Below are 23,787 nucleotides of genomic sequence, written 5' to 3'. Positions count from 1 at the left end.
TTATCCACCATCAGGGCCCCCGCCCCGTTTTTGAATCATCCCAAACTTTTACATCTGCTTGCCCGCCTGTACTTTGATCAGCATCAAACAGGCCGCAACACAATCTGCCACCACCCAAGGGATACATTTTACACGACACAAAACGCGCCATGGTGTCGACATCCAAAAAAGTGTCGAACACGATCAAAAAAGGTCTTGCGCCCCCTCGGAGCTGCTGTTAGAAACCGCGCCACACACCGAGCGGGTGTAGCTCAGTTGGTTAGAGCGCCGGCCTGTCACGCCGGAGGCCGCGGGTTCAAGTCCCGTCACTCGCGCCACTTTCCTCCTGATGGAAAGTTCAAAAAAGACGCCACGGTTCGCCGTTGGCGTTTTTTTGTTTCTCATCCCCTTTTTCGTATTGAACTGACATGCCTACGAGCGACTTGGCGTTCATCGCTCATGCGCGACATGTTGCAAAAACAGGCAAGTCGATTTCCCAATCCTGTGCCGCGCGAAAACGGCATCTCCACCCCACCGCCCAAGCACTCCGGCACCCGGTTTTCAACGCATTTGCAAAGCCCCCTTTACCCTGACCAATCAGGGCTTCATTTTTTTGAAAAAAGCCCTTGCCAGACCGAACCACCCCTTATATAAACCGCGCCACACCAAGCGGGTGTAGCTCAGTTGGTTAGAGCGCCGGCCTGTCACGCCGGAGGCCGCGGGTTCAAGTCCCGTCACTCGCGCCACTCTTTTTAAAGAGTACGGAAAGTCGCTTTAACAGCGGCTTTTTTTTGTGCCTGAAATCTGGCACCTTCTCATCCCAAACTGCTCTCCGAGCCATCCCCGATCCAGTCGTCACAACCGACACGAGAACAGGCAAGATACCACATAATATCTTGCGTGCTTTTTAGGCATTCCTGACCGTCTGGTCATTGATTAATCGTATAATTTATGCTTCGCTCTGCAGGTTCTAGTCGAAGATCACGCAGGTCGCCCCACTTAGAATGGCCTGCTGACCCAACAAACAACAAAACGGGAGGCGCAAAATGCGCAGACTGATCGCAGGGCTGGTTCTGGGAACCGCACTGGCTACCACGCCAATGGCCGCACAGGCCGAAACACCGAAAAATGCACTCGTCATGGCGTTTGCCATCGACGATCTCATCACGCTTGATCCGGCCGGGATGTTCGAATTTTCCGCTCTGGAATATGCTGGCAACACATATGATCGTTTGATCGGCTTCGATAATGACGACGTCTCGAAAATTTACGGTGTCGTCGCCGAAAGCTGGGACGTCTCCGAAGACGGCCTGACCTTTACCTTCAAGATTCGCGACGGCATCAAATTCGCGTCGGGCAATGACCTGACCGCCGAAGACGCTGCCTTCTCGCTGCAACGTGTCGTCCTGCTTGATCAGTCCCCGGCCTTCATTCTTGGCCAGTTCGGTTTTACCGCCGATAACGTCAAGGACAGGATCCGCGCAACTGACGAAAACACGCTGGTCATGGAAGTCGATCAGCCCTACGCACCAAGCTTCGTGTTGTACTGCCTGACCGCAGGCGTCGGTGCCGTTGTCGACAAGAAAGTCGTTCTTGAACATGAAAAGGACGGCGACCTTGGCGCAGAATGGATGAAAACCAACTATGCCGGTTCTGGTCCGTTCGCCCTGAACAAATGGACCCCGGGTGAAAGCCTCAGCCTGACGGCAAACGAAGATTACTGGGACGGCGCACCGGCCATGAAGCGCGTCATCATTCGCAACGTCAAAGAAGCCGCATCCCAGCAGCTCCTGTTGCAGAAAGGCGATATCGATATCGCGCGTAACCTCGAAGCCGATCAGCTTGCCTCGGTCAAGGGTGACGAAAACATCAAACTGCTGTCCAAAGGCAAAGGCGCGCTCTGGTATCTTGGCCTGTCGCAGAAAAACGAATTCCTGTCCAAACCGGAAGTTCGCGAAGCACTGAAATATCTCGTCGACTATGAGGGGATCACCCAGACCATCATGGCGGGCCGCGCTCAGACCCATCAGGCATTCCTGCCCGAGGGTTTCCTTGGCGCCTACAACGAAAACCCCTACTCGCTTGACGTCGAAAAAGCCAAGTCGCTGCTTGCTGACGCAGGCCTTGCCGATGGCTTCAAGGTGACCATGGATACGCGTAACACCACGGCAGTGATGTCGATGGCACAGTCGATCCAGGCGACCTGGGCACAGGCAGGTATCAATCTGGAAATCATTCCGGGTGATAACAAACAGACCCTGACCAAATACCGCGCCCGTCAGCACGATATCTATATCGGTCGCTGGGGCCCGGATTATCAGGATCCGCACACCAACGCCTCCACCTTCGCCTGGAACCCGGACAATTCCGACGATGCATCGGCCAAGCCACTTGCATGGCGCAACTCCTGGAATCCGGGTGACATGACCGCCGAGGTCGATAAGGCCATTCTTGAACGTGATGGCGAAAAACGTGCTGCAATGTATGTGGACCTTCAGAAGAGGGTTCTCGAAAGCGGTCCGTTCGTGATCATGTTCCAGGAAACCGAAATCGCCGCGATGCGGGGCAATGTGAACAATCTCGTCCTCGGTCCGTCGTTCGATAACAACTATTATCGCTTTGTAACCAAGGACTAAGGAGACAACGGTCGAATGTTCGCCGTTACTCGAAAGGCATCGGACGGGCGCAAACGCGCCCGTCTCTTTTCCCGCACCGGCGCAAGCCTTGTGCGGATCGTCTTCTCGCTGCTGATCACATTTATCGGCCTGCTGCTGGTCACCTTCCTGATCGGGCGCGTTCTGCCCATTGACCCGGTTCTGGCCGCCGTTGGCGATCATGCTTCCGAACAGGTCTATCAGCGCGTCAAGGAAGAAATGGGCCTGAACCTGCCACTTTGGCAGCAGTTCTTTGTCTATATCAGCAATGTGGTTCAGGGTGATTTCGGAACGTCGGTCCTGACGTCAAACCCGGTCCTCGAAGACATCAAGCGCGTCTTCCCCGCCACACTGGAACTGGCCACCCTTGCCACCATTATTGGTGTTTTCCTTGGGGTTCCGGCCGGTGTTTTTGCCGCGATCAACAAGGGCAAATGGCCCGACCATATCGTGCGCATTATCGGGCTTGCAGGGTATTCAATGCCGATCTTCTGGCTGGGCCTGATGGGGCTTCTGGTATTTTACCTGAAACTCGACTGGGTTGCCGGCCCGGGCCGTCTGGATGCCTTCTATGTCGATTTCATTGAACCGACCACGGGGCTTATGCTGATCGATACCCTGATCGAAGGCGATATGGATCTGTTCTGGAACGCCGTTTCGCATATCATCCTGCCGGCCTCGATCCTCGCCTATTTCTCGCTGGCTTATATCGCGCGCATGACACGTTCCTTCATGCTCGAACAGCTCAGTCAGGAATACATCCTGACTGCGCGGGTCAAGGGTATCTCTGAAACCCGGATCATCTGGCGTCATGCCCTTGGCAACGTCATGGTGCCGCTGGTTACCGTGATTGCGCTGTCTTATGCCAACCTGCTCGAAGGATCGGTTCTGACCGAAATCATCTTTGCCTGGCCGGGACTGGGTCTTTACATCACCAATTCGCTGCTCAATGCCGATATGAATGCGGTTCTGGGCGGTACCGTCGTCGTGGGTGCGGTGTTCATCGGGGTCAATATGCTGTCCGATGTGCTCTATCGCCTGCTTGACCCGCGCGCACGGAGATAGGTCACCATGAATATCTCAAGCACCACTGCAAAACCCGGCCTGAAACAATGGCTGACATCCGATACCCCGCAATCGCGCTGGCAGGCAAAATGCGGTCGCGCATGGCTGGGCTGGCTTAAATTCACGGAAAACAGGCTCGCCATGATCGGCCTGTCGATCGTGCTGGCCCTGATCCTTGTCACCATCTTCGCTCCGCTTCTGGCCCCCTATGACCCGCTGGCAGCCGATCTTACCAACCGTATTCAGTCCCCCAGTGCCGAACACTGGTTTGGCACCGATCAATTGGGTCGTGATATCCTGTCGCGTCTGATTTACGGCGCGCAATACACCCTGATGATCGTGGCTCTTGTGGTGATTACCGCGGCCCCCGTCGGGCTTCTGGTCGGAACAGCCGCCGGGTTCTTTGGCGGCTGGATTGATGCGACATTGATGCGCATCACCGATATCTTTCTGGCCTTCCCGAAACTGATCCTGGCGCTGGCCTTTGTTTCCGCATTGGGACCAGGGATCGAAAATGCGGTTCTGGCCATAGCACTGACCGCATGGCCACCCTATGCCCGCATTGCGCGCGCCGAAACCATCACGGTCCGCAAATCCGACTATATCGAAGCCGCCCGTTTGCAGGGTGTCTCGAATATGGGTCTGATCCTCGGCCATATTACCCCGATGTGCATAAGCTCGCTTGTGGTGCGCGTCACCCTTGATATGGCAGGCATGATCCTGATTGCGGCGGGTCTTGGCTTCCTTGGCCTTGGCGCACAGCCGCCGATGCCTGAATGGGGGGCAATGGTGTCCGAAGGCCGCCAGTTCCTTCTGGAACAATGGTGGGTATCGACCGTACCGGGGCTCGCGATCTTTATCGTCAGCCTTGGATTCAACCTGCTGGGCGATGGCCTGCGCGATGTTCTTGACCCACGCGGAGGTGACTGATCATGACCACCGACACCCTTCTGTCTGTCAAAAACCTCGCCATTACCTTTTCGACCTCCAAGGGACCGGTCCATGCCGTGCGCGGTGTATCGTTCGATCTTGGGCGTGAACGGCTTGGGATTGTTGGCGAATCCGGCTCGGGCAAGTCCCAGACCGGGCGCGCCATTCTGGGCCTGACGGCGGCGAATGGCAAAATCACCGCCGATCAGATGCAATTCCATGATCTGGACCTGCGCAACCTGTCCAAACGCGAATGGCGCAAGGTCCGCGGTGCCCGAATCTCCATGATCATGCAGGACCCGAAATATTCACTAAACCCTGTGATGACCATTGGTGATCAGATCATCGAAGCCTACCGCGAACATCACAAGGTCAATGCGATTGAAGCCAAACGCCGTGCCCTTGATATGCTGGCCGCGGTTAAAATCCGCGATCCGGAACGCGTGTTCAATTCCTACCCGCACGAAGTCTCGGGCGGGATGGGCCAACGCGTCATGATCGCCATGATGCTGATCCCCGATCCGGAAATCCTGATTGCCGATGAACCGACATCAGCCCTTGATGTCACGGTACAGCTTCAGGTGATGGCGATCCTTGATGATCTGGTGCGCGAACGCGGCATGGCGCTGGTTTTCATCAGCCACGACCTGCATCTGGTCTCAAGCTTCTGCGACCGGGTTCTGGTCATGTATCAGGGCCATGTCGTCGAAGAAATCCGCGCATCCGAACTGGATCAGGCCAAACACCCCTATACGCAGGGCCTTCTGAACTGTCTGCCTAAAATGGATGGCAATCATGCCGAACTACCCGTCCTGACCCGCGAAGCCAGTTGGGCGGAGGCCTGAGATAAAAATGACTGCCATGATTGAAATCACCAAACTCAATGCCTGGTTTGATGACAACCACGTCCTCAAGGACATCGATATTTCGATCCGCGCCAACGGATCATTTGGTCTGGTGGGCGAGTCAGGATCGGGCAAATCAACCGTCCTTCGCACCATCACCGGCCTTGTTGATGACTGGGAAGGCAACATCCTTGTGAATAACAAGGAACTGACCAAAAAGCGCGACAAAACCTTTTACCGTCTGGCGCAAATGGTCTTTCAGGACCCGTTCGGATCGCTTCATCCGCGCCACACGATTGACCGCATCCTGACCGAACCGGTCAATATCCACAAACTCGGCAATTCGGATGCCCGCGTGGTCGAGGCGCTAAAACAGGTCGGGCTCGATAATTCCTTCCGCTTCCGCTACCCCCATCAGCTTTCCGGCGGGCAGCGCCAGCGTGTCGCGATTGCCCGTGCGCTTATTCTCGAACCGAAAATTCTGCTGCTCGATGAACCGACCTCGGCTCTTGATGTCTCGATCCAGGCCGAAGTGCTGAACCTGCTAACCCGATTGCGCAATGATCTGGGCCTTACCTATATCATGGTCAGTCACGATCTCGCCGTGGTCGCCCATATGTGCGACGATATCGCGATCATGAACCACGGCCGTATCGTCGAACGCGCCACCGCGGGCCAGCTTGCCGACGGCAAACTGGAAAACCCCTATTCGCAGCAGCTTTTCAAGGCCGCCGGGGGATATGACCGCGCCGTCATCGACAGTTTCGTGGATTGGGACTGAACACCGGCCCCGCACGCGCCAGAAGAACCACGCGCCAGAAGAACAAGGGACATCATGAACGTCACCACCGCCCCGCATACCCCCGCCACCCCGTCACGCCATCGCCCCGCCTTCACGTGGGATGCGCATGCCTGTCTGCCGCTCGATCCCAAAACACCGATCAGCCTGCTTGATAACTATGTCGCGGGCGATGTTGACTATGTCTGTGTCAATGTCGGCATGGATATGAATTCCGTTGCCCATATCCTGCGCGTGATTGCCGCCTTCCGGGCCAAAATCGCCGCCCACCCTGACAAATACATGCAGATCGAATGCTTTGATGATCTGGCAATCGCCAAATCAAAGGGCTTGCTGGGGGTTGGTTTCGACCTCGAAGGCTCGGTCATGTTGCAGGACATGCCCGAAATGGTCCCGGTCTTTGCCAAACTGGGCGTAAAGCAGATCCACTTTGCCTACAACCGCAACAATTCGGTGGCCGGTGGCTGTCATGATGACGATATCCCGCTGACCGCGCTGGGTCATGCCATGGTCCGGGCTGTTAATAACGGCGGCATGATCATGGATTGCTCGCACACCGGTCGTCAAAGCAGCCTTGATATCATGAAGGCATCGACCAAACCGGTCGTCTTCAGCCACGCCAACCCCAAGGTGCTTGGCGGGCATGAACGCTGCATCGATGATGAACAGATCAAGGCCTGTGCCGATACCGGCGGGGTGATCGGCATTTGCGGCTTCCAGCGCTTCATCAAATCACCCAACGCCCCCGAAGTCCCCGACATGATCCGCCATATCGACTATGCGGTAAAACTGGTCGGCGTGGACCATGTTGGCATCGGCCTTGATACGATGCCCAGTGTCGCGGGCACCAACGACTTTCCCGATGGTGTTGACCGCGCCTATTACTGGCCCGCCGAACGCGGCTATGGCCCCAATGCAGGCGGTGCCGCCGTATTCGATCCGAAAAAGCTCCCCGCCCTTGCCGACGCCCTGATCGCCGGGGGCTACAAACCCGACGACGTCGACAAGATCATGGGTGAAAACTTTATCCGCGTGGCAAAGGAATGCTGGACGGCCTGACCCGCCCAGCCCATTGCCCTGCCCCGTTGCCTTGTCGTTTTCTATACGGCAAATGTTTGCGTCGGCCAGGTTGCTAATGGTAGGATAAAGTAGGATCAAAAGACGAAAGATCACCTTATGATCAAAAAAAGCATCACGGTCACCGAAACGCAGGAAGCCTGGATTCAGGCGCAGCTTTCGACCGGTCAATACGCATCCGACAGCGAGGTCGTGCGCGAAGCATTGCGTGAAAAACAGATGCGCATGGCAGAAATCGAACGCATCCGCAATGCCTTGAACGCCGCCGAGGAAAGCGGTTTTTCCTCAATGGATAAAGAAGATATACGCGCGAGCGTCAAGGCGGACATGAAGCTCAAATGACCGCGTATCGTCTTAGCAAACTTGCAGAAGACGATATCAGACGCTTGTATCGATACAGCATTGAAACTTTCGGGCAGCAACACGCAGACATTTATTTTGACGCCCTGTTTGAACAGTTCGACAAAATCGCGCGGTCGCCCGCCATTTATCAGGCTGTCGATGATATCCACCCCGGATATCGTCGCTGTGTTTTTGCAGCACACACCATTTATTACCGTATGGACGGCAATATCCCTTTGATTATGCGCATTCTGGGTCGTGAAAACCCAGATTTATCGGCGGTATAACGACGCCCCATTTCCACGCGTCATTCCCGCGAAAGCGGGAATCCAGACTTGACGCAACGACGGTTTCCGGCTCGGCACCTCGCACCGTCCGGAAACCCTAATTTGCCTCTTTAAACCGCAACCTCATCCTTGCGCACCGGGCGCGGACGGCCTTCGGCGTCAATCGCGACAAAGGTAAAGGTTGCCTCTGTCACCTTGATGCGCGGCGGCTGGTTTTTGCGCAGCACCCAGCTTTCAAGATGCAGCACCATCGATGTATTGCCAATCCGTTCGATATCGCCATACACGCACACCACATCGCCGACATAGACCGGGCGATGGAATGTCATACCGTCAACCGCGACCGTGGCAACGCGTCCCTCGGCGATCTGGCTTGCCATCACCCCGCCCGCGATATCCATCTGCGACATCAGCCAGCCGCCGAAAATATCGCCGCTCGGGTTGGTGTCGGCGGGCATGGCAAGGGTTCGGGTGCACATGTCGCCGCGCGGCATGGTGTTGTCGGTACCATGTGTGGTCTCACTCTCATTTGCCATCGGGCTTACTCCTGTCTGGGCGCGCCATTCACGCGGGCCGATATTTTTATTGGACCTGACGGTCTCGGTTTTCGCGACAAGTCTGGCACCGTTTTCTGCGCTGCCACAACGAAATTATGATCTCTGGCAAGACCACTGCTTGCATTCACGCCCAAAAAACATTTTTATGGGTCGCATCTGAAAACATATGATACTCGTTAAGCCTAAAGGCATCCAACCCCGTAAAATCAATCAACAGATATGCGTCGTTGGACCTTGTTTTAACATAATAAAGAAGTTGCGTTCCGGGGCATGACCGACCTTTTCGAAGATTCAAACCAATCGACCACAAACGCCTATTCCGCCAAGGATATCGAAGTTCTCGAAGGCCTGGAGCCTGTGCGCCGCCGTCCCGGTATGTATATCGGAGGCACGGACGATGCCGCACTGCATCACCTGGTTGCCGAAATCCTCGATAACTCGATGGACGAGGCCGTCGCCGGCCATGCCGACTGGATCGAGCTGGAACTCAGAACCGACAACACCGTCATGGTGCGCGATAACGGGCGTGGTATTCCGACCGATCCGCATCCGAAATTCCCCGATAAATCAGCCCTTGAAGTCATCCTGACCACGCTTCATTCCGGCGGCAAGTTTTCGGGCAAGGCCTATGAAACATCCGGCGGTCTGCATGGTGTGGGTATGTCTGTGGTGAACGCGTTGACCGACAAATTCCGGGTCGAAGTCGCACGTGATCGCAAACTGGTGTTTCAGGAATATTCCAAAGGCACCCCGCTCGGTCCGCTTCAGGACGGCGGTGCGGTCAATAACCGCCGCGGCACCACGGTCATCTTCCGCCCCGATCCCGAAATTTTCGGCAACCGGGCAAAGCTGAAACCCGCCACGATCTTCCGTATGGCGCGCTCCAAGGCCTATCTGTTCAAGGGTGTTGAAATCCGCTGGTCGGTCGATCCGGAATTGCTGACAAGTGACGATCCGACCCCGCAGCAGGAAGTCCTGAAATTCCCCAACGGGATTCTCGATTACCTGAACATGACCATCGAAGGGCGTGATCTGATCACCGAACGTCCGTTCGCAGGCGAAGCCAAGTTTTCCGAAAGTGCCGGTCGCGTTGAATGGGCTATTGCATGGCCGGATGGCGGCGAAGGCTACTTCCATTCCTATTGTAACACCGTCCCGACCCCGCTTGGCGGCACGCACGAAGCCGGTTTCCGCTATGCCCTGACCAAGGCGATCAAGACCTATGGCGACATGGTCGGTCAGAAAAAGGCCGCGGCCATCACCGCCGAAGACGTCTTTGGCGGCGGTTGTATCATGCTCTCGGTCTTTATTCCCGATCCGCAGTTCCAGGGCCAGACCAAGGAAAAGCTTGGCACCGCATCGGCCACCAAGCTGGTTGAAACCGCGGTTCGCGACCATTTCGATCACTGGCTGACCGGTGATACCGAAAATGCCAAGCGCCTGCTTGAACGCATCATCCTGCGCGCCGAAGAACGTCAGCGCCGCAAGGAAAAGAAAGAAACCAAACGCCAGTCGGCAACCCGTCGCCTGCGCCTTCCGGGCAAGCTTGCCGATTGCTCACGTTCCATCGCCGCCGGAACCGAAATCTTCCTTGTCGAAGGTGACTCGGCAGGTGGTTCCGCCAAACAGGCACGTGACCGTGAAACACAGGCCGTTCTGCCGCTGCGCGGTAAAATCCTTAACGTGGCGTCCGCGACCCGTGAAAAGATGATGGCCAACCAGGAAATCAAGGACATGATCGAAGCCTTTGGCTGCGGTTCCGGTTCCGATTTCCGGCTTTCCGACCTGCGCTATGAACGCATCATCATCATGACCGATGCGGACGTCGATGGCGCGCATATCGCATCGCTTCTGATGACCTTCTTCTATCAGGAAATGGCTGGCCTGATTGAAAACGGCAATCTGTATCTTGCCATGCCGCCGCTTTACCGCCTGACACAGGGCGGCAAATCCATCTATGCGATGGATGATGCGGAAAAAGAGGTTCTGCTCGATACCGAATTCAAGAACCGCGGCAAGGTCGAGATTTCCCGATTTAAGGGTCTGGGTGAAATGCCGCCCCCGCAGCTTCGCGAAACCACAATGGCGCCGAAAAAGCGCACCTTGCTGCGCGTCTGCCTGCCCGATGCGGCCGAACCCGATGCCCGTGGCCAGACCAAGGATCTGGTCAACCGCCTGATGGGCAAAAAGCCGGAGCTCCGCTTCCAGTTCATTCAGGAACATGCCCGCTTTGTCGAGGATATCGACGTCTGATCGGATTAAAATTCTTCATCATCAAACCCGGTGTCCTGCACCGGGTTTTTTGTCCCTGACAGCCTGACAAACAAAGCGGACACATAATGATGACCCACAATTATGCCGCCATCCTCCAGGATATTTCGGACGCGATCCACCAGACCGATTTTGCCGATGCCCGCAAGGTCGACTATATCCCCGCCCTTGCCAGTGTCCCGGATGATCACTTTGCCATGGTTCTGCGCACCGCAGGCGGAAACGAACTTGCCATTGGCGAGGCCGACCTGCCCTTTTCCATCCAAAGCATTTCCAAGGTCTTCGCCCTTGTGCTGGCCCAGCGCGCGCACGGCGATGACTTATGGAAAGCCGTCCGGCGCGAACCATCCGGCTCCGCCTTCAATTCCCTGATCCAGCTTGAACAGGAACACGGCATCCCGCGCAATCCTTTCATCAATGCTGGGGCGATCCGTGTTGCTGATCTGATCGCATCACGCTACGCCAATCCGGACCGTTCGGTGGCCGAATTCCTTGGCCAGCTTTGCGGCAATCCCGGCATTCGCGTTGATAACGATGTCTATCTGTCCGAGGATCAGCACGGTGATCGCAACCGTGCCATTGCCTATCTGATGAAAAGCTTCGGCAAACTTGATAACCCGGTCGAGGACGTCGTGCGCGCCTATTTCAAGCAATGCTCGGTCGCGATGACCGCCCGTGAAATGGCGCGTGCTGCCTTCTTCCTTGCCAACAAGGGTGTCGGCATTGATGGCCGTACCGTGATCGCACCCGGGGAAACCAGCCGCATCAATGCGCTGATGCTGACATGTGGCATGTATGACGGGGTCGGTGATTTTGCCTTTACCGTCGGCATTCCGGCCAAAAGCGGGGTTGGCGGTGGCATCATCGGCGTCATTCCCGGCGAATTTTCCGTCTGTGTCTGGTCGCCACGTCTTGACGCACGGGGTAATTCCGCGGCCGGTATCAGGGCGCTTGAAATGCTGATCCGCGCCATCGGACGATCCGTTTTCTAAGCCGGACAACAGGCCGACGCCCAGCCCTAAAGGAGGTCGTCTAGAATCGATAGTGCAACCGCACACACCCTCGATCAAGCGCCTGCGCACTGATCAGCGTCGGGCTGGTGCGAAATCCCGTCATTGGGAAAAGCTGTCTTCCACCGCCAAGCATTTCGGGCATGACGTAAATTTCGATTTCGTCCAGCGCCCCGCGTTCCAGAAATGCCATCTGCAGTTGCCCACCACCCAACATCCAGATATCCCCGTCATCAAGCGCACGAAGCTCCTTGATCAAGGCATCGACATCACTGCGCACTTCAATTTCCGCAACAGGATTCTCAATCGGACGCGATGTCACAACAATCACTCGTTGCATACCGTATGCCCAGTCTGATGGCTGTCGGGCAATGAAATCATAAGTCCTCCGCCCCATCACAACGGTACGAATGCGCTTGAGAAACTTGTTATAATCATGATCACCAAGTTCCATGCCGTCATATGCAAAAAGCCAATCAAGGTTGTCATCCTGATCCGCAATCATTCCGTCCAGACTGCTGGCGATATATCCAAGAATTCTAGCCACGATGAATTCTCCATTGATTTATAAATAAACATACATTTATAAATATTTATGGCAAGAAGCAAGACGATTCCCGATGATCAGGTGCTCGACACCCTTTTTGAAACCCTGCTGGAAACCGGCCCGGCCGGGCTGACTTTTGCACGAGCGGCAAAATCATGCGGCCTGTCCCCGGCAACACTGGTACAGCGATATGGCAATCGTGATGCACTGGTTTTGGCTATTCTGCTACGCGCATGGGACCAGCTCGATACTGAAACCTCCACTGCGGATATGCAGGAACCACTAACACCAGACGGCGCCATCGCCCTTTTGATGCGCCTGATGCCGCCCGAAACGGCAGAACGCGATACCACTGACGGCCTTCTTTTGCTGCGTGAAGATATCCGCAATCCGATACTGCGCGAACGCGGGGCCGCATGGGGACACCGCCTTGCCGAAATACTTGGCCGCCGCCTGTCGGACAACCAAGAAGAAGGCAAACAGCTTGGCTGGCAAATGGCAAGCATCTGGCAAGGTGCCCATACATGGTGGGCATTTACGCGTGATCAGTCGGCCGATCACGCCATCCGGACGGCCTTGCGAGAATGGGTAACACGAGTCATCAAATAACAAATCTCAAAACCCGACATGTTGGCCGGGTTTTGAGATTGATGTCTGGCTGTTTATCACTTCCGCAACCACGGCACATAGCGCGCCAGAACCTCATCATGGCGGATAAAGTGATGCCAAATGGCGGCAATCACATGCAACACGACCAATGACACCAGAACCGGGACGAAAAATTCGTGAATTTCCTCGCCCCCTTCATGAAGCCATTCGATCCGCCCCAGATCGGGTAATGAAAACAATCCGGCGACCGAAAAACTGCGCCCCGATGTCATCACCGCCAAAAGCCCGGTGACCGGCATCGCAATCATCACCAGATACAGCAAACCATGCGCGATGCGTGCCATCATTTTCACGATACGGGGATCATCGCCCACCGCCACCGGGGATTGGCGCAAGATCGCCCAAATGCGCGGCAGGAAAAGAACCAGCACCGAAAGCCCCAGCAGGGCATGATATCCCATGATGGCACCCCGTTCAGAGCGCGGGAAATCTTCCATGACCTGACCAATGACAAAGGCACCGATGATCAGAAGCACCATGATCCAATGCAGTACCGGAACCGACCAGTGCGGCCATCGCGAAATTTGCCTTTCAGAGATAACAGACATAATTGTACCCTCATGACGGAATATGACGAAACTGATCCCGTCCAAACTTTAGGTGCAAAGTTTCGCAAGGGTTTGTCGCATCTGTATCAATTTGTCGCAGACCGGAATTTTATCGCCCCACACCCGTAAGGAGACCCCATGAGCCCCCTTTCCAACGCTTCGAAACAATTGTCTCCGCGCGCCATTTTGCGCGTGCTTGCGGGCCGCGTTATGGGAAGTGCCTTGTTGCTGGCGGGGTGCAGCAACATGACCGTGGTTGAATATCCGAACTATCATGTTGCCGAAGTCGAAAGCTTCAAAACCTATGGCGCGCCAAGCCGGATCATGATGGTCGAAGTTCATGACAGGGAAAACCTTGTCACCCCGGAAACATGGGCATCTGCACTGTCCAATCACGGTTATCCGCCACGTCTTGATTTCATTACCGATGCCGGTGATCTCGCCCCGAATCAGACCCTGCGCGATGGCTATCGCGTCGTCGTTGCCGTCAGCCCATCGCAAACAACCATGGGCGAAAAAATGTGTACCTCGCCCGAGACTACCGATTATCCCGCAGACACAACCCGTATCCCGGTCCGAATCGCATTCTGTGCGGGTGACAGCCCGATCTCGGAACTCCGCGCGCACTTCATAAAAGATGAATTCAAACAACATCTTATCGAAAACGGGGATACAATTATCTACCAACTGTTTCCCCGCTATATCCGTGATGACGATGACCATCGATGCGGCATGAGGCGCGCGGACTGCTAAACCAAAAATAGCAATTGGTATAAATCCCGCCGGATCACACTTGCTCTTGCTCTCCATTCCGGGCAACCTGTCTTCAACTACCCACAAGGGTAGGCATCAGGCATGAAAATAAATGCCGATAAAAACAGGGAAGACTACTCGAATGGGGAATGACCGTTGCCAGAAATGGCACGTAATGGCGGATTGCGCGCGCCCATCTGGTTGCCTTTGGCACTGGCTGGCGACCCTGAAATGAAAAACAGGGTAAACTTGAAGTCTTCTGTCCTGTCTGTGTGGCCTTTGATCCTGCCATATCTGCGTGGCATGGTTTGCACCGGATTTATCATGATCATGGCATGCGCCGCGGGGCCGGGTTCGGCGGCGATGGCCAATGACAATCATCCCGATCCCGTCAATGCTTATGACCTGAGCCTGACCATCCTTGCCGATCAGGAAGCCTTCCCGCAAAGCTATCAGGTCAATGGCCATGCCAGTGGTGCGCTTTATGACCTGCTGCATGATTTCAGCAAACTTCAACAGATCGACATGACCTTCCAGAATTTGCCGCTGAAACGCGCACTCGAAGACAGTCATAATAACCCGGCCGGGTTCATCGGCATTCCCGGAGACACCAAAACCGGTGCCTTCATCTTGTCGGATGGCATCAGCACCACAAGCCTGCATGCGATCACCCTCAAACAACGTGATCTGGTGATCAAACGCCCGGCCGACCTTGACGGCCTGCAGGTCTCCATGGCGCGCGGCCTGCAACTGCATGGTCAACTGGCACGCCATCGCGACGAGGGACGCTTTGACGTCATCTGGTTCAACTCGATCCGTCAATCGATTGCCCTGCTGCTTGCCGGACGGGTTGATGTCGCACTGATCTATTGCGGCTACGCGCAAAGGGCATCGCTAAAGCAGGTTACCCATTTGACCGATGATGAAATTGCCGCATTGTCGATCCACCGCACGCCGCTGATGAATACGATCAATCGCCTTGCATTGCCGGCAAGCCCCGTCAACGCACGCCTGATACGACGCTTTAACAGCTACCTCGCCAGACAGCGCAGCAACGGCGCACTTGAAAAGCTCTATGCGCAGTATCTGACCGATGAAAATACCATCGAAATGGTTCTAAGCGATACGCTTGCTCCGTCCGACACCAGGATATCAACACCCTAGGTAACAAGTTCGCATAAGGCATCGGCAAAGATGTCGGGTTGCTCAAGCGGGACATAATGCCCTGCCCCGGCAACATCAATCATCGTCGCACCGGCAATACGCGCCGCCATTTCATGATGCGATGCCGGGCTGATCACCCGATCAGCCTCCCCGACCATCACGGTGCAGGGCATATCAAGTTCCGATAACAGCGCCATGCTGTCCGGGCGGTTGGCAACTGCCGTAATCTGGCGCCTGAACACATCAACGCCAAAATCCTCTGCCATATCCGAAAACAGGCTGATCAGTTCCGCATCATGGCGATGATCGGGATGGAGCATGTCATCAAGCATCGCGTCATTCACCCCCTGAAACGGCAGGCTCCGACCGGAAATCCGTGCGAGTAACAAGCGACGCCTGCGCATCGCCGGGTCATCTTTCGTCGCCCGCGTATTCACCAGCATCAGATGCGAAACGCGCCTGCGCGCCATGCGCAGGATTTCAAACGCGACATACCCGCCCATCGACATCCCCACCAGCGCAAACCGGTCTGGCGCCTGATCAAGAACGGATCGCGCCATCGCCTGCACATCGTCCTGCGTATCAAGCGGGGGAATGATCGGCATGATTGCCGGGCATGGTATCAATCTTTTGCGCGCGGCCAACCGGTCAAGAACCGGCTGCCACATCCGCTGATCGGCCAGCATCCCCGACAGAAAGACGACCGGAATGACCGGTTTGGGCTCCGCCGTCATTTGATCAGCGCGCTCAGTTCCTTGAATTCCGGGGTCCCCGCCACGCGCAGCCATTCAAACATAACGCTTTCCCGCGTCACGATTTTCGCCCCGGCATCGCGCATCCGTTCCAGCCCGAAAATCTTGTCATGGATGCTGCGCGATGTCACCGCATCGGCGACCACATAAACCTCGCGCCCGCGATCAATCAGTTCCATCACGGTCTGAAGCACGCACACATGGGTTTCCATCCCGGCAATGACGATCTGATCACGCCCCGGTGTTTCTTCGATCTTTTCCATGAAGCCGTCGGCCGGCACACTTGAAAAACTGACCTTGGAAACAACATTGCCGCCATCGGCGGTATCGGATGCCTTCATCATCAGATCAAGGATCGCGGGGGCCGTATGGCCAAGCCCCTTGGGATATTGTTCGGTGACAATGACAGGAACATTCAAACGGTTGGCGCATTTGACAAGAAAGCAGCAATTCTCGACAGTCTGGTCAGGGTCCTGACAGGCCGGATAGAGCTTTTCCTGAACATCGATAATCACCAGACTTGCACGTGATGCGTCCATCAACACCGTTTTTCTCCCTGTTTCATTATGTATTTCACCAGATTACGCTTCCGGTCTGTGGCAAACAAGCCTCTCGCACAGGGTTAAATTGCCTCTTTAACCCTTTTTTGAGGCGTTTTTCTTGACTTAATTAAGGCTTCGCTTTACGACGCAAGCTGCTTTATCGCAGCGATAATCACATCATAACGCATTCTATTGCGGGAAAACGAACCATATGAATTTCGCCGATCTCGGTCTGAGCGAAGATATCCTCAAAGCCGTCGCAGACGCCGGCTATGATACCCCGACCCCCATTCAGAGCCAGGCCATTCCGTCCGTCCTGATGGCACGTGACATTCTGGGCTGTGCACAGACAGGTACGGGCAAGACAGCCAGCTTTACCCTGCCGATGCTCGATATTCTGCATCATGGCCGTGCGCGCATGCGGATGCCCCGTTCGATCATTCTCGAACCGACCCGCGAACTCGCGACCCAGGTAGCAGCAAACTTCGACACCTACGGCAAATACATGTCGTTGTCCAAGGCGCTGATCATCGGCGGGGAATCCTTCGTCGAACAGCAGAAAATCCTTGAAAAGGGTGCCGACGTCATCATCGCGACCCCGGGTCGCCTGATCGATACCTTTGAACGCGGCAAACTGCTTCTGTCGGACTGCAAACTGCTGGTGATCGACGAAGCCGACCGCATGCTTGATATGGGCTTCATTCCCGACATTGAAAAAATCGTCAATATGCTGCCCAAGCAGCGCCAGACGCTTTTCTTCTCGGCGACCATGCCCAAGGAAATCCGTCGCCTTGCCGACAAATTCCTGTCCAACCCCAAGGAAATTACCGTTTCCCCGCCCTCGACCATGGCGACCACGGTGGAACATAAACTCCTTGTCATGGATGAAATGGACAAACGCGAAGCCCTTCGCAAACTTGTCCGTCAGGAAAACGTCAAGAACGCCTTCGTGTTCTGCAACCGCAAAAAAGACGTCGATATCCTGTTCAAATCGCTGACCAAGCACGGCTTCAATGCCGGTCGCATGCATGGCGATCTGGTCCAGAGCGAACGCACCGAAACGCTTGATAAATTCAAGTCGGGCGAAATCACCCTGCTGATCTGCTCGGACGTGGCCGCACGTGGTATCGACGTTGCCGATGTCTCGCACGTCTTTAACTTCGACGTGCCCTTCAACGCCGAGGATTACGTCCATCGTACCGGCCGTACCGGTCGTGCCGGCCGCGCAGGCAAGGCCTTCATGCTGGCCGTGCCCGAAGACGGCAAACTTGTTGCCGCGATCAACAAATCCATCAACATGGACATTCCGCTGACCGAGCTTGAAGGCATCGAAACCCTTGAACTTGACTTCACCGGCAAAAAACGCCGCACGAAGAAAAGCCGCAAGGCACCGGTGCGTGACGCCTCCCCGCGCAATGATCGTCCGGCACGCAACAGCAACCGTGACGACCGCGCTGAACGCGACGCCAAAGCCGCTGCCCCTGCCCGTAACGAGCCAAAGCAGGATGCACCGGCACAGCCGCCACGCGAAAATGCGCCACAGCGCGATACAAAGCCGCGCAATGATCGTTCCAGCCGCCCGGCCTATCAGGACCGTGATCGCAATGCAGGACGTTCATCGTCGCGTCGTGATCGGGATGATCGTTATGACCGTGACGACAAACCGGTGATCGGTCTTGGCGATCACGTTCCGGCCTTCCTGCTGACCCCGGTTCCGGCATCAAGCCTCGGCAAGCCACGCGCCGACGAGGTCGAAAAGAAGGCACCGGCCAAGAAATCACCGGCAAAAGCCACGCGCGCCAAACCAGCCCGCACCAGAACGTCCCGGGCCGCCGCCAAGAAAGAAGCCCCGGCACCCGAGGCAAAGGACGAAACGGTCGCACCTTCTGCACCAGTGGCAACTCCGGCTCCGGTAACGGAAGACGCCCCGGCCAAGGAAGAAAAGCCAAAGGCCGCCCGTCGTCCGCGCAAAAAGGCTGCTCCGAAAAAAACCGCCGCGAAGAAGGCTGAAAATGCCGACGCCGCGCAAAGCGATCCCGTGACCAGCGAAAGCTGATTCTGGGAAACCTTCCGGGTTCTGAAAATCAAAAAGGCCGTCAGAGAAATCTGACGGCCTTTTTGGTGAATATGATGATCGACGCAGGCGGTTAAACCGCGCGGAACAAGCCGGTCGAACTCGGCTTTTCCGGGCGGCGCTTGCGCATCAGTTTCAGCATGGTCTCAATCGAAATCGACAGCAGCGTCGCATGGGTGATTTCCTCGATCTCGTCCATCACCAATGACAATGCCGCACCGGCATTGGTTTCCTGCACAATGCCGCTTGTCGGGCCTGCCCCGACCTCTTCAAACAGCCTGACAACATCCAGAAGCGTCGTGCGCTTGGCATTGCCACAGAAACGATAACCGCCACCGGCCCCGCGGACCGATTCAACCAGCCCCGCCCGACCCAGATCGCGCAGGACCTTTGCCAGATGGTTGGTCGAAATATTGTATCTCTCGGCGATTTCGGATGCCGAAAGCTGCCGGTCGGTATCCTCGGCCAGTTCCAGCACGGCATATAATGCGAACAGGGTCGCCTTCTGCAAAGACATCATGGCGTTACACCCCTTCGTCCATATCGGTTTCAAGCTGGATAAAGGGTCCGGCCATCATGCCCTGTGCGCGGAAGAACGACATAAGGTCGGTCGCATCGCGCGGGATCATGGTGCGGATCTTGGTCACACCGGCCTTGCGGAAACAGCGGCAGATTTCCGTGTAAAGAATGCTGCCGATCCCGCCCATGCGCAAATTCGGCTCGACGCTGACGGTACCGACCCAGCCACACGGGACCGAGTTGAATTCCCACGACCGGACTTCACCGAAAATGCAGCCCAGAAGCGTATCGCCTTCTTCAGCAATCAGGAAAAACCGGGAATCCTTCCGGTTGCCATAACGGGTGAACAGATCATCCCAGTAATCGGGCTTGCGAAGGCCCGTTGTGCGATCATCAAGATCGACAACATTGGCAAGGTCATCTTTGACTGCCGGACGAATATTGATTTTATGCTCGCCAATCGTGACCAGGTTATATCCCGGTGTATCTTGCGCAGCGTCCACCTCGTAATGCCTTTCTTGTCCTGCAGGTTGGCAAAACCCCAACCCCCCAGCTCCTGACAGGAGAATACCCATAGTAAAAATACGTAAATTGGTACGATTATACTACACTGTCATTACCACGCGCGGCAACGATAAGTTCCGCCGCAGGTGCGAACAAAGCAAAGCAATGCAAGGATTTGAACCACATAACCCCGATATTTGTTCTGTGCAAGTCCTAACGTTTTCGGCACTGCAAACCAGACTATCCTGACATGCCCCGCAACCGGGAATTTCGCTTTCCTCTGGTCCGACTTCAAAATCACAATCTGTTACCGTAAAAACATCGCGCACGGATCACGCAAAGATTGACAGGAACGCGAAGTCATGGCTTATCGCGCAGCATGATTTTTGCGCTGGCGGGTAATTTATGCAAAGCCCGCAATGCTGCAAAATCAACCCGGATCACAATAATATCTATCGAGTACAAGGAGTGGGGCACGCCATGGCGCGCAACGGTTTCGACGCAATTGATCGCAAAATTCTTCGCGAGATTCAGGAAGACGGGCGTATCTCGATGGTCGAACTGGCCGACAAGGTCGGTCTTTCCGTCTCTCCCTGCCTGCGTCGCCTGCGCAAGCTCGAAGAAAGCGGCGTGATCCGTAAATATGTCGCCCTGCTGGCCCCGTCACATCTGCGTCTGGGGGTGAATGTTTTTGTCACCGTGTCCCTGACCCAGCATGACGAACCGTCGCTGCGCCGTTTTGAAACCGCCGTGCAGTCCCACCCGGAAATCGTTGACTGCTACGCCATGGTCGGCAATCAGGATTACATGATGCGCATCGTCGTGCAGGACCCGGCCGCCTATCAGCGTTTCCTGTCCGAAGTCATGATGAAGCTGCCCGGTGTCGCCAATATCAAATCAAGCTTCACCCTGCACGAAGTCAAAAACAGCACCACCCTGCCCGTACCCGAGGCATAAGGCACCCCATATTCCGGTGCATATGAAGGAACTCCGCCCTAAACCGTGGCCCCCCGGCGATCGGGAATGATCGTCGGAAACAGCACCGCAAGCGTCACCCCACGCAGCAGGAAAAACGCGTTAAACGACGCCCACAGCAGATGGTTGCTGTCCACCACCACCGCCCCCCACGCCATCCCGGCATAGATCGCAACGGACAAAAGCATCATGTTGCGCCAGTGCTTGGTCTGCATCGCGCCCAGAAATACCCCGTCAAACTGAAAACCAAGCACCCCGGTAATCGGCAATATCACCGCCCACAGCAAATAGCTGTATGACGCCGCGCGGACTTCCGGGATCGACGTCAGGCCATCAATGATCCACGGCCCGGCAAGGCCAAAGATCGCCGCCATCACCACCGCCGATGCAATCGCCCAGATCGTTGTCTTGCGCACCGCCCACAGGAACTGTTTGCGCCGTTCCGCCCCATAGGCCTGCCCGACAAGCGTTTCCGCCGCATGGGCAAACCCGTCCAGCGCGAATGACCCGAACATCAGGAAATTCTGCAAAACCGCGTTGGCTGCCAGCGTCACCTCGCCAAAGCGGGCGGAAAAACTGGTAAACAGGGCAAAGGCCGATGTCAGCGCCATGGTGCGCACAAAGATGTCACCATTGATCTTCATCAGGCGCGCCAGTTGGGTGCGATCAAAAATACCGATCCCGCGCCACGTCCCGCCAAGCCGTTTGAGATGCGGTTGCATCAGGAACCAGCCCAGCATCACACCGGAATAATCGGCAATCACGGTTGCCCCGGCAACCCCTTTGACGTCCCAGCCAAAGCCCTGCACAAACAGGATATCCAGAACCATGTTCAGGCTGTTTAACACCACCTGGAAAATAAACACCGCGCGCGCGTCGCGCATCGCCAGTAACCAGCCCAGCATGCAGTATTGCATCAATGTCGCGGGCGATGCCCAGATGCGCACATGGAAATAATCCCGTGCTGCCGCCTCGACCGCCGCGGTCGGCCGGATCAAGGCCATTGCAAGCTCGATGATCGGCCATTGCAGCACCATGACCGCAAGCCCCGCCGTCACCGCAATCAGGGCCGCCCTGGCAAAAACCGTCCTTACCCCGTTCGGATCACGCCGCCCATAGGCCTGTGCCGCAAGCCCGGTGGTCGCCATGCGTAAAAAGCCAAAACTCCAGAACACATAGGAAAAAATCAGCGCCCCGACCGCGACCGCGCCGATGTAATGCGGACTGTCCAGATGGCCGACCACTGCGGTATCAACCGCCCCCAGCAACGGAACGGTGGCATTGGACAGGATAATCGGCAGGGTCAACGCCAGAACGCGTCGATCCCCCTTGCCGACCCAGCGGCGCGTACGGCTCACACGGGAACTCGTCGGGGAACTCATCGGGGCCTCGGAAAATCTTCTTCGGATGGGGCGAATTCCGGATCATCCGGAGGACTTCTTGTGACACAGTTTGCACAGGTGCAAAAGGCACCTTTGGAACCGTTATGCATCAAAGAATCCACATTGTGGAATACCATCCACCCCTCATTCACCCTTTAGGCGATTTTTCCTGATCTGCCCGACCTCCTCAAAACCCGCCAGGCATGCAAATTCATGTCATGATTTTTTCACAATTTCCGACAAATGACTGTGAAATCGCAATAAATTTGTGACAGGAATTTCGACCATTTGGTCATGATTGCTGCCCAAAATACTATCCCAATGAATAGTTCGCCGTCGCAAAATCATGCTTTATTGACAGAAATCCTGATCAATTCTGGCTATACCGGGCCAATCATCCACAAAGTTATCCACAGGCCATATTACAGACCATATCACAACGTGGATCATGGCCCTCTTCCGTCATTTACCTGCCCGATACATCACCCGCCGGGTATTTGTCCGACCAATCTCCCCTTTGGCCCCATACAATGCGGGGCAAACCGATCCTTTACCGCTTCATCGGGGAACAGTGTCGCGATCAAATTGCTGCCACTGAAAACTGCCAGATATAAAAAGACTGGCCGTTGCGACGCAGCATTGCTAATCAGGGACAAAGACAAACGAAGGGATCTGACATGACCGCCGAAACCGCATTGAACGGACCGATGCTGCCGGCCGCATCGGGAACGACCAAAAGCATCGTGATCCTGCTGCATGGCTATGGCGCCGATGGCAATGACCTGATCGGGCTGGCACCACATTTTGCCCGTGCCCTGCCCGACACCGCGTTTTATTCGCCCAATGCCCCGTTCCCGTGTGAAATGTCGCCGTTTGGGCGGCAATGGTTCAGCCTGGCCGAATATGATCCGGAATTTCTCCGTCGTCAGCCCGAAACCATGTCGGGCGCGCTGCGCGCCATGGCCGAGGGGGCAGCGAAAAACTCCGCCTATATCGACCGCTTCATCGATACCCTTCTGGCCGAACATGACCTTTCGGCAGACAAACTTGCCCTGATCGGCTTCTCGCAGGGCACGATGATGTCGCTGCAAACCGCACCGCGTCGCGATCCGGCTCTGGCCGGTGTCGTCGGTTTCTCGGGCGCGCTTCTGGGCGACGAAGCATTTGCAAGCGCGATCAAAACCAGACCGCCGGTTCTGCTGGTTCATGGCACCGCCGATCCGGTCGTCCCGATAGAGGCATCGCGCCTGGCACTTGATACGCTGACCGCCAACGGCTTTGAGGCCGAACTGCACGAACGTCCCGGCCTTCAGCATGGCATCGACGAGGAAGGCATTCTTCTGGCGATGAAATTCCTGCAATCGCATCTTGGCTGAAAACGCCCGGAAATTCCGACACACCGCCCGACACCTGCCCTCACATCGAAGGCAGGTGTTTTCGTATATGATGTTACAGGATTTTTTCTGCACCTTATTGAAAGACCAACAGCCCACCCCAAAGTATAGTAAATCTGTCTGGACAGCGGCAGAAAGCCCGACAATC

25 protein-coding genes and 2 tRNA genes are annotated in these 23,787 nt (G+C 55.8%); 18 read left to right on the top strand and 9 right to left on the bottom strand.

Annotated features, from left to right (window positions below):
* The first annotated feature begins 240 nt into the window (after positions 1–240).
* From J7395_RS19885 to J7395_RS19840, 10 genes are all read left to right on the top strand, one after another.
* A tRNA-Asp gene (locus J7395_RS19885) sits at positions 241–317 on the top strand.
* A 331-nt stretch (positions 318–648) separates the two neighbouring features.
* Positions 649–725 (top strand) — tRNA-Asp (locus tag J7395_RS19880).
* 300 nt (positions 726–1,025) lie between these two features.
* Positions 1,026–2,615, top strand: coding sequence for an ABC transporter substrate-binding protein (locus J7395_RS19875; protein ID WP_209223379.1), 1,590 nt, complete (start codon positions 1,026–1,028; stop codon positions 2,613–2,615).
* A 15-nt stretch (positions 2,616–2,630) separates the two neighbouring features.
* On the top strand, positions 2,631–3,698 hold the full coding sequence (locus J7395_RS19870; protein WP_082824745.1) for an ABC transporter permease: 1,068 nt from the start codon (positions 2,631–2,633) through the stop codon (positions 3,696–3,698).
* Between the two features lie 6 nt (positions 3,699–3,704).
* Positions 3,705–4,628, top strand: a complete 924-nt coding sequence (nikC, locus tag J7395_RS19865; protein ID WP_062951781.1) for a nickel transporter permease — start codon at positions 3,705–3,707, stop codon at positions 4,626–4,628.
* A 2-nt stretch (positions 4,629–4,630) separates the two neighbouring features.
* The gene (locus tag J7395_RS19860) at positions 4,631–5,473 is read left to right on the top strand and encodes an ABC transporter ATP-binding protein (RefSeq protein ID WP_209223377.1); all 843 of its coding nucleotides are present in this window, start codon (positions 4,631–4,633) and stop codon (positions 5,471–5,473) included.
* Positions 5,474–5,489: 16 nt separating this feature from the next.
* The gene (locus tag J7395_RS19855; RefSeq protein WP_209223479.1) at positions 5,490–6,254 is read left to right on the top strand and encodes an ABC transporter ATP-binding protein; all 765 of its coding nucleotides are present in this window, start codon (positions 5,490–5,492) and stop codon (positions 6,252–6,254) included.
* A 54-nt stretch (positions 6,255–6,308) separates the two neighbouring features.
* Positions 6,309–7,331 carry a membrane dipeptidase gene (locus tag J7395_RS19850; protein ID WP_209223375.1) on the top strand — a complete coding sequence of 341 codons (1,023 nt, stop codon included), beginning with the start codon at positions 6,309–6,311 and terminating at the stop codon, positions 7,329–7,331.
* Positions 7,332–7,448: 117 nt separating this feature from the next.
* Positions 7,449–7,691 carry a type II toxin-antitoxin system ParD family antitoxin gene (locus J7395_RS19845; protein ID WP_097050508.1) on the top strand — a complete coding sequence of 81 codons (243 nt, stop codon included), beginning with the start codon at positions 7,449–7,451 and terminating at the stop codon, positions 7,689–7,691.
* Positions 7,688–7,978, top strand: a complete 291-nt coding sequence (locus J7395_RS19840; RefSeq protein WP_209223373.1) for a type II toxin-antitoxin system RelE/ParE family toxin — start codon at positions 7,688–7,690, stop codon at positions 7,976–7,978. Before J7395_RS19845 ends, J7395_RS19840 begins: the two co-directional genes overlap by 4 nt.
* Before the next feature lie 110 nt (positions 7,979–8,088).
* Here J7395_RS19840 and J7395_RS19835 read toward each other — a convergent pair whose 3' ends face one another.
* Positions 8,089–8,514 carry an acyl-CoA thioesterase gene (locus tag J7395_RS19835; protein ID WP_062951777.1) on the bottom strand — a complete coding sequence of 142 codons (426 nt, stop codon included), beginning with the start codon at positions 8,512–8,514 and terminating at the stop codon, positions 8,089–8,091.
* 291 nt (positions 8,515–8,805) lie between these two features.
* Here J7395_RS19835 and parE point away from each other — a divergent pair, with 291 nt between their 5' ends.
* Together parE and J7395_RS19825 are read left to right on the top strand one after the other, a co-directional pair.
* Entirely contained in the window at positions 8,806–10,788 is a 1,983-nt protein-coding gene (gene parE, locus J7395_RS19830) for a DNA topoisomerase IV subunit B (protein WP_114110469.1), read from the top strand.
* Positions 10,789–10,874: 86 nt separating this feature from the next.
* Positions 10,875–11,798 (top strand): glutaminase, encoded by a 924-nt coding sequence (locus J7395_RS19825; protein WP_247742316.1) that lies wholly within the window; start codon positions 10,875–10,877, stop codon positions 11,796–11,798.
* 40 nt (positions 11,799–11,838) lie between these two features.
* Here J7395_RS19825 and J7395_RS19820 read toward each other — a convergent pair whose 3' ends face one another.
* Positions 11,839–12,363, bottom strand: coding sequence for a dihydrofolate reductase family protein (locus tag J7395_RS19820; protein ID WP_209223371.1), 525 nt, complete (start codon positions 12,361–12,363; stop codon positions 11,839–11,841).
* A gap of 81 nt (positions 12,364–12,444) precedes the next feature.
* On the opposite strand from J7395_RS19820, the gene J7395_RS19815 reads away from it, so the two are divergent.
* Complete coding sequence (locus J7395_RS19815) at positions 12,445–12,972, top strand: TetR family transcriptional regulator (RefSeq protein WP_209223369.1); 528 nt, start codon at positions 12,445–12,447, stop codon at positions 12,970–12,972.
* A 56-nt stretch (positions 12,973–13,028) separates the two neighbouring features.
* Here the strand turns inward: J7395_RS19815 and J7395_RS19810 are convergent, their stop codons facing one another.
* The gene (locus J7395_RS19810) at positions 13,029–13,580 is read right to left on the bottom strand and encodes a cytochrome b (protein WP_209223367.1); all 552 of its coding nucleotides are present in this window, start codon (positions 13,578–13,580) and stop codon (positions 13,029–13,031) included.
* A 138-nt stretch (positions 13,581–13,718) separates the two neighbouring features.
* Between J7395_RS19810 and J7395_RS19805 the strand changes: the two genes are divergently transcribed.
* Positions 13,719–14,333: a hypothetical protein gene (locus tag J7395_RS19805; RefSeq protein ID WP_209223365.1), complete on the top strand. Its 615-nt coding sequence runs from the start codon at positions 13,719–13,721 to the stop codon at positions 14,331–14,333.
* A 134-nt stretch (positions 14,334–14,467) separates the two neighbouring features.
* Here J7395_RS19805 and J7395_RS19800 read toward each other — a convergent pair whose 3' ends face one another.
* Complete coding sequence (locus J7395_RS19800) at positions 14,468–14,638, bottom strand: hypothetical protein (protein WP_209223363.1); 171 nt, start codon at positions 14,636–14,638, stop codon at positions 14,468–14,470.
* A 19-nt stretch (positions 14,639–14,657) separates the two neighbouring features.
* On the opposite strand from J7395_RS19800, the gene J7395_RS19795 reads away from it, so the two are divergent.
* Positions 14,658–15,497: a transporter substrate-binding domain-containing protein gene (locus J7395_RS19795; RefSeq protein ID WP_209223361.1), complete on the top strand. Its 840-nt coding sequence runs from the start codon at positions 14,658–14,660 to the stop codon at positions 15,495–15,497.
* Here J7395_RS19795 and J7395_RS19790 read toward each other — a convergent pair.
* Both J7395_RS19790 and J7395_RS19785 read right to left on the bottom strand, forming a co-directional pair.
* Positions 15,494–16,231 (bottom strand): alpha/beta hydrolase, encoded by a 738-nt coding sequence (locus J7395_RS19790; RefSeq protein ID WP_209223359.1) that lies wholly within the window; start codon positions 16,229–16,231, stop codon positions 15,494–15,496. The two genes, J7395_RS19795 and J7395_RS19790, sit on opposite strands and share 4 nt — an antisense overlap.
* Positions 16,228–16,788 carry a hydrolase gene (locus J7395_RS19785; protein WP_209223357.1) on the bottom strand — a complete coding sequence of 187 codons (561 nt, stop codon included), beginning with the start codon at positions 16,786–16,788 and terminating at the stop codon, positions 16,228–16,230. The genes J7395_RS19790 and J7395_RS19785 overlap by 4 nt, the downstream gene beginning before the upstream one ends.
* Before the next feature lie 214 nt (positions 16,789–17,002).
* Here J7395_RS19785 and J7395_RS19780 point away from each other — a divergent pair, with 214 nt between their 5' ends.
* The gene (locus J7395_RS19780; protein ID WP_209223355.1) at positions 17,003–18,847 is read left to right on the top strand and encodes a DEAD/DEAH box helicase; all 1,845 of its coding nucleotides are present in this window, start codon (positions 17,003–17,005) and stop codon (positions 18,845–18,847) included.
* A 91-nt stretch (positions 18,848–18,938) separates the two neighbouring features.
* Here the strand turns inward: J7395_RS19780 and J7395_RS19775 are convergent, their stop codons facing one another.
* On the bottom strand, positions 18,939–19,385 hold the full coding sequence (locus J7395_RS19775; RefSeq protein WP_062951766.1) for an Rrf2 family transcriptional regulator: 447 nt from the start codon (positions 19,383–19,385) through the stop codon (positions 18,939–18,941).
* A 4-nt stretch (positions 19,386–19,389) separates the two neighbouring features.
* Complete coding sequence (locus J7395_RS19770) at positions 19,390–19,887, bottom strand: GNAT family N-acetyltransferase (protein ID WP_209223353.1); 498 nt, start codon at positions 19,885–19,887, stop codon at positions 19,390–19,392.
* Between the two features lie 481 nt (positions 19,888–20,368).
* On the opposite strand from J7395_RS19770, the gene J7395_RS19765 reads away from it, so the two are divergent.
* Positions 20,369–20,845: an Lrp/AsnC family transcriptional regulator gene (locus tag J7395_RS19765; RefSeq protein ID WP_062951764.1), complete on the top strand. Its 477-nt coding sequence runs from the start codon at positions 20,369–20,371 to the stop codon at positions 20,843–20,845.
* Positions 20,846–20,883: 38 nt separating this feature from the next.
* Here the strand turns inward: J7395_RS19765 and J7395_RS19760 are convergent, their stop codons facing one another.
* The gene (locus J7395_RS19760; protein ID WP_209223351.1) at positions 20,884–22,221 is read right to left on the bottom strand and encodes an MATE family efflux transporter; all 1,338 of its coding nucleotides are present in this window, start codon (positions 22,219–22,221) and stop codon (positions 20,884–20,886) included.
* Between the two features lie 701 nt (positions 22,222–22,922).
* Here J7395_RS19760 and J7395_RS19755 point away from each other — a divergent pair.
* Positions 22,923–23,621, top strand: coding sequence for an alpha/beta fold hydrolase (locus J7395_RS19755; protein ID WP_209223349.1), 699 nt, complete (start codon positions 22,923–22,925; stop codon positions 23,619–23,621).
* Positions 23,622–23,787: the final 166 nt, after the last annotated feature.

Source organism: Thalassospira sp. A3_1, assembly GCF_017744215.1.
Lineage (GTDB): Bacteria > Pseudomonadota > Alphaproteobacteria > Rhodospirillales > Thalassospiraceae > Thalassospira > Thalassospira lucentensis_A.
Note: the sequence above shows the minus strand (reverse complement) of the source record. Positions and strands in the feature narration are given on the sequence as shown.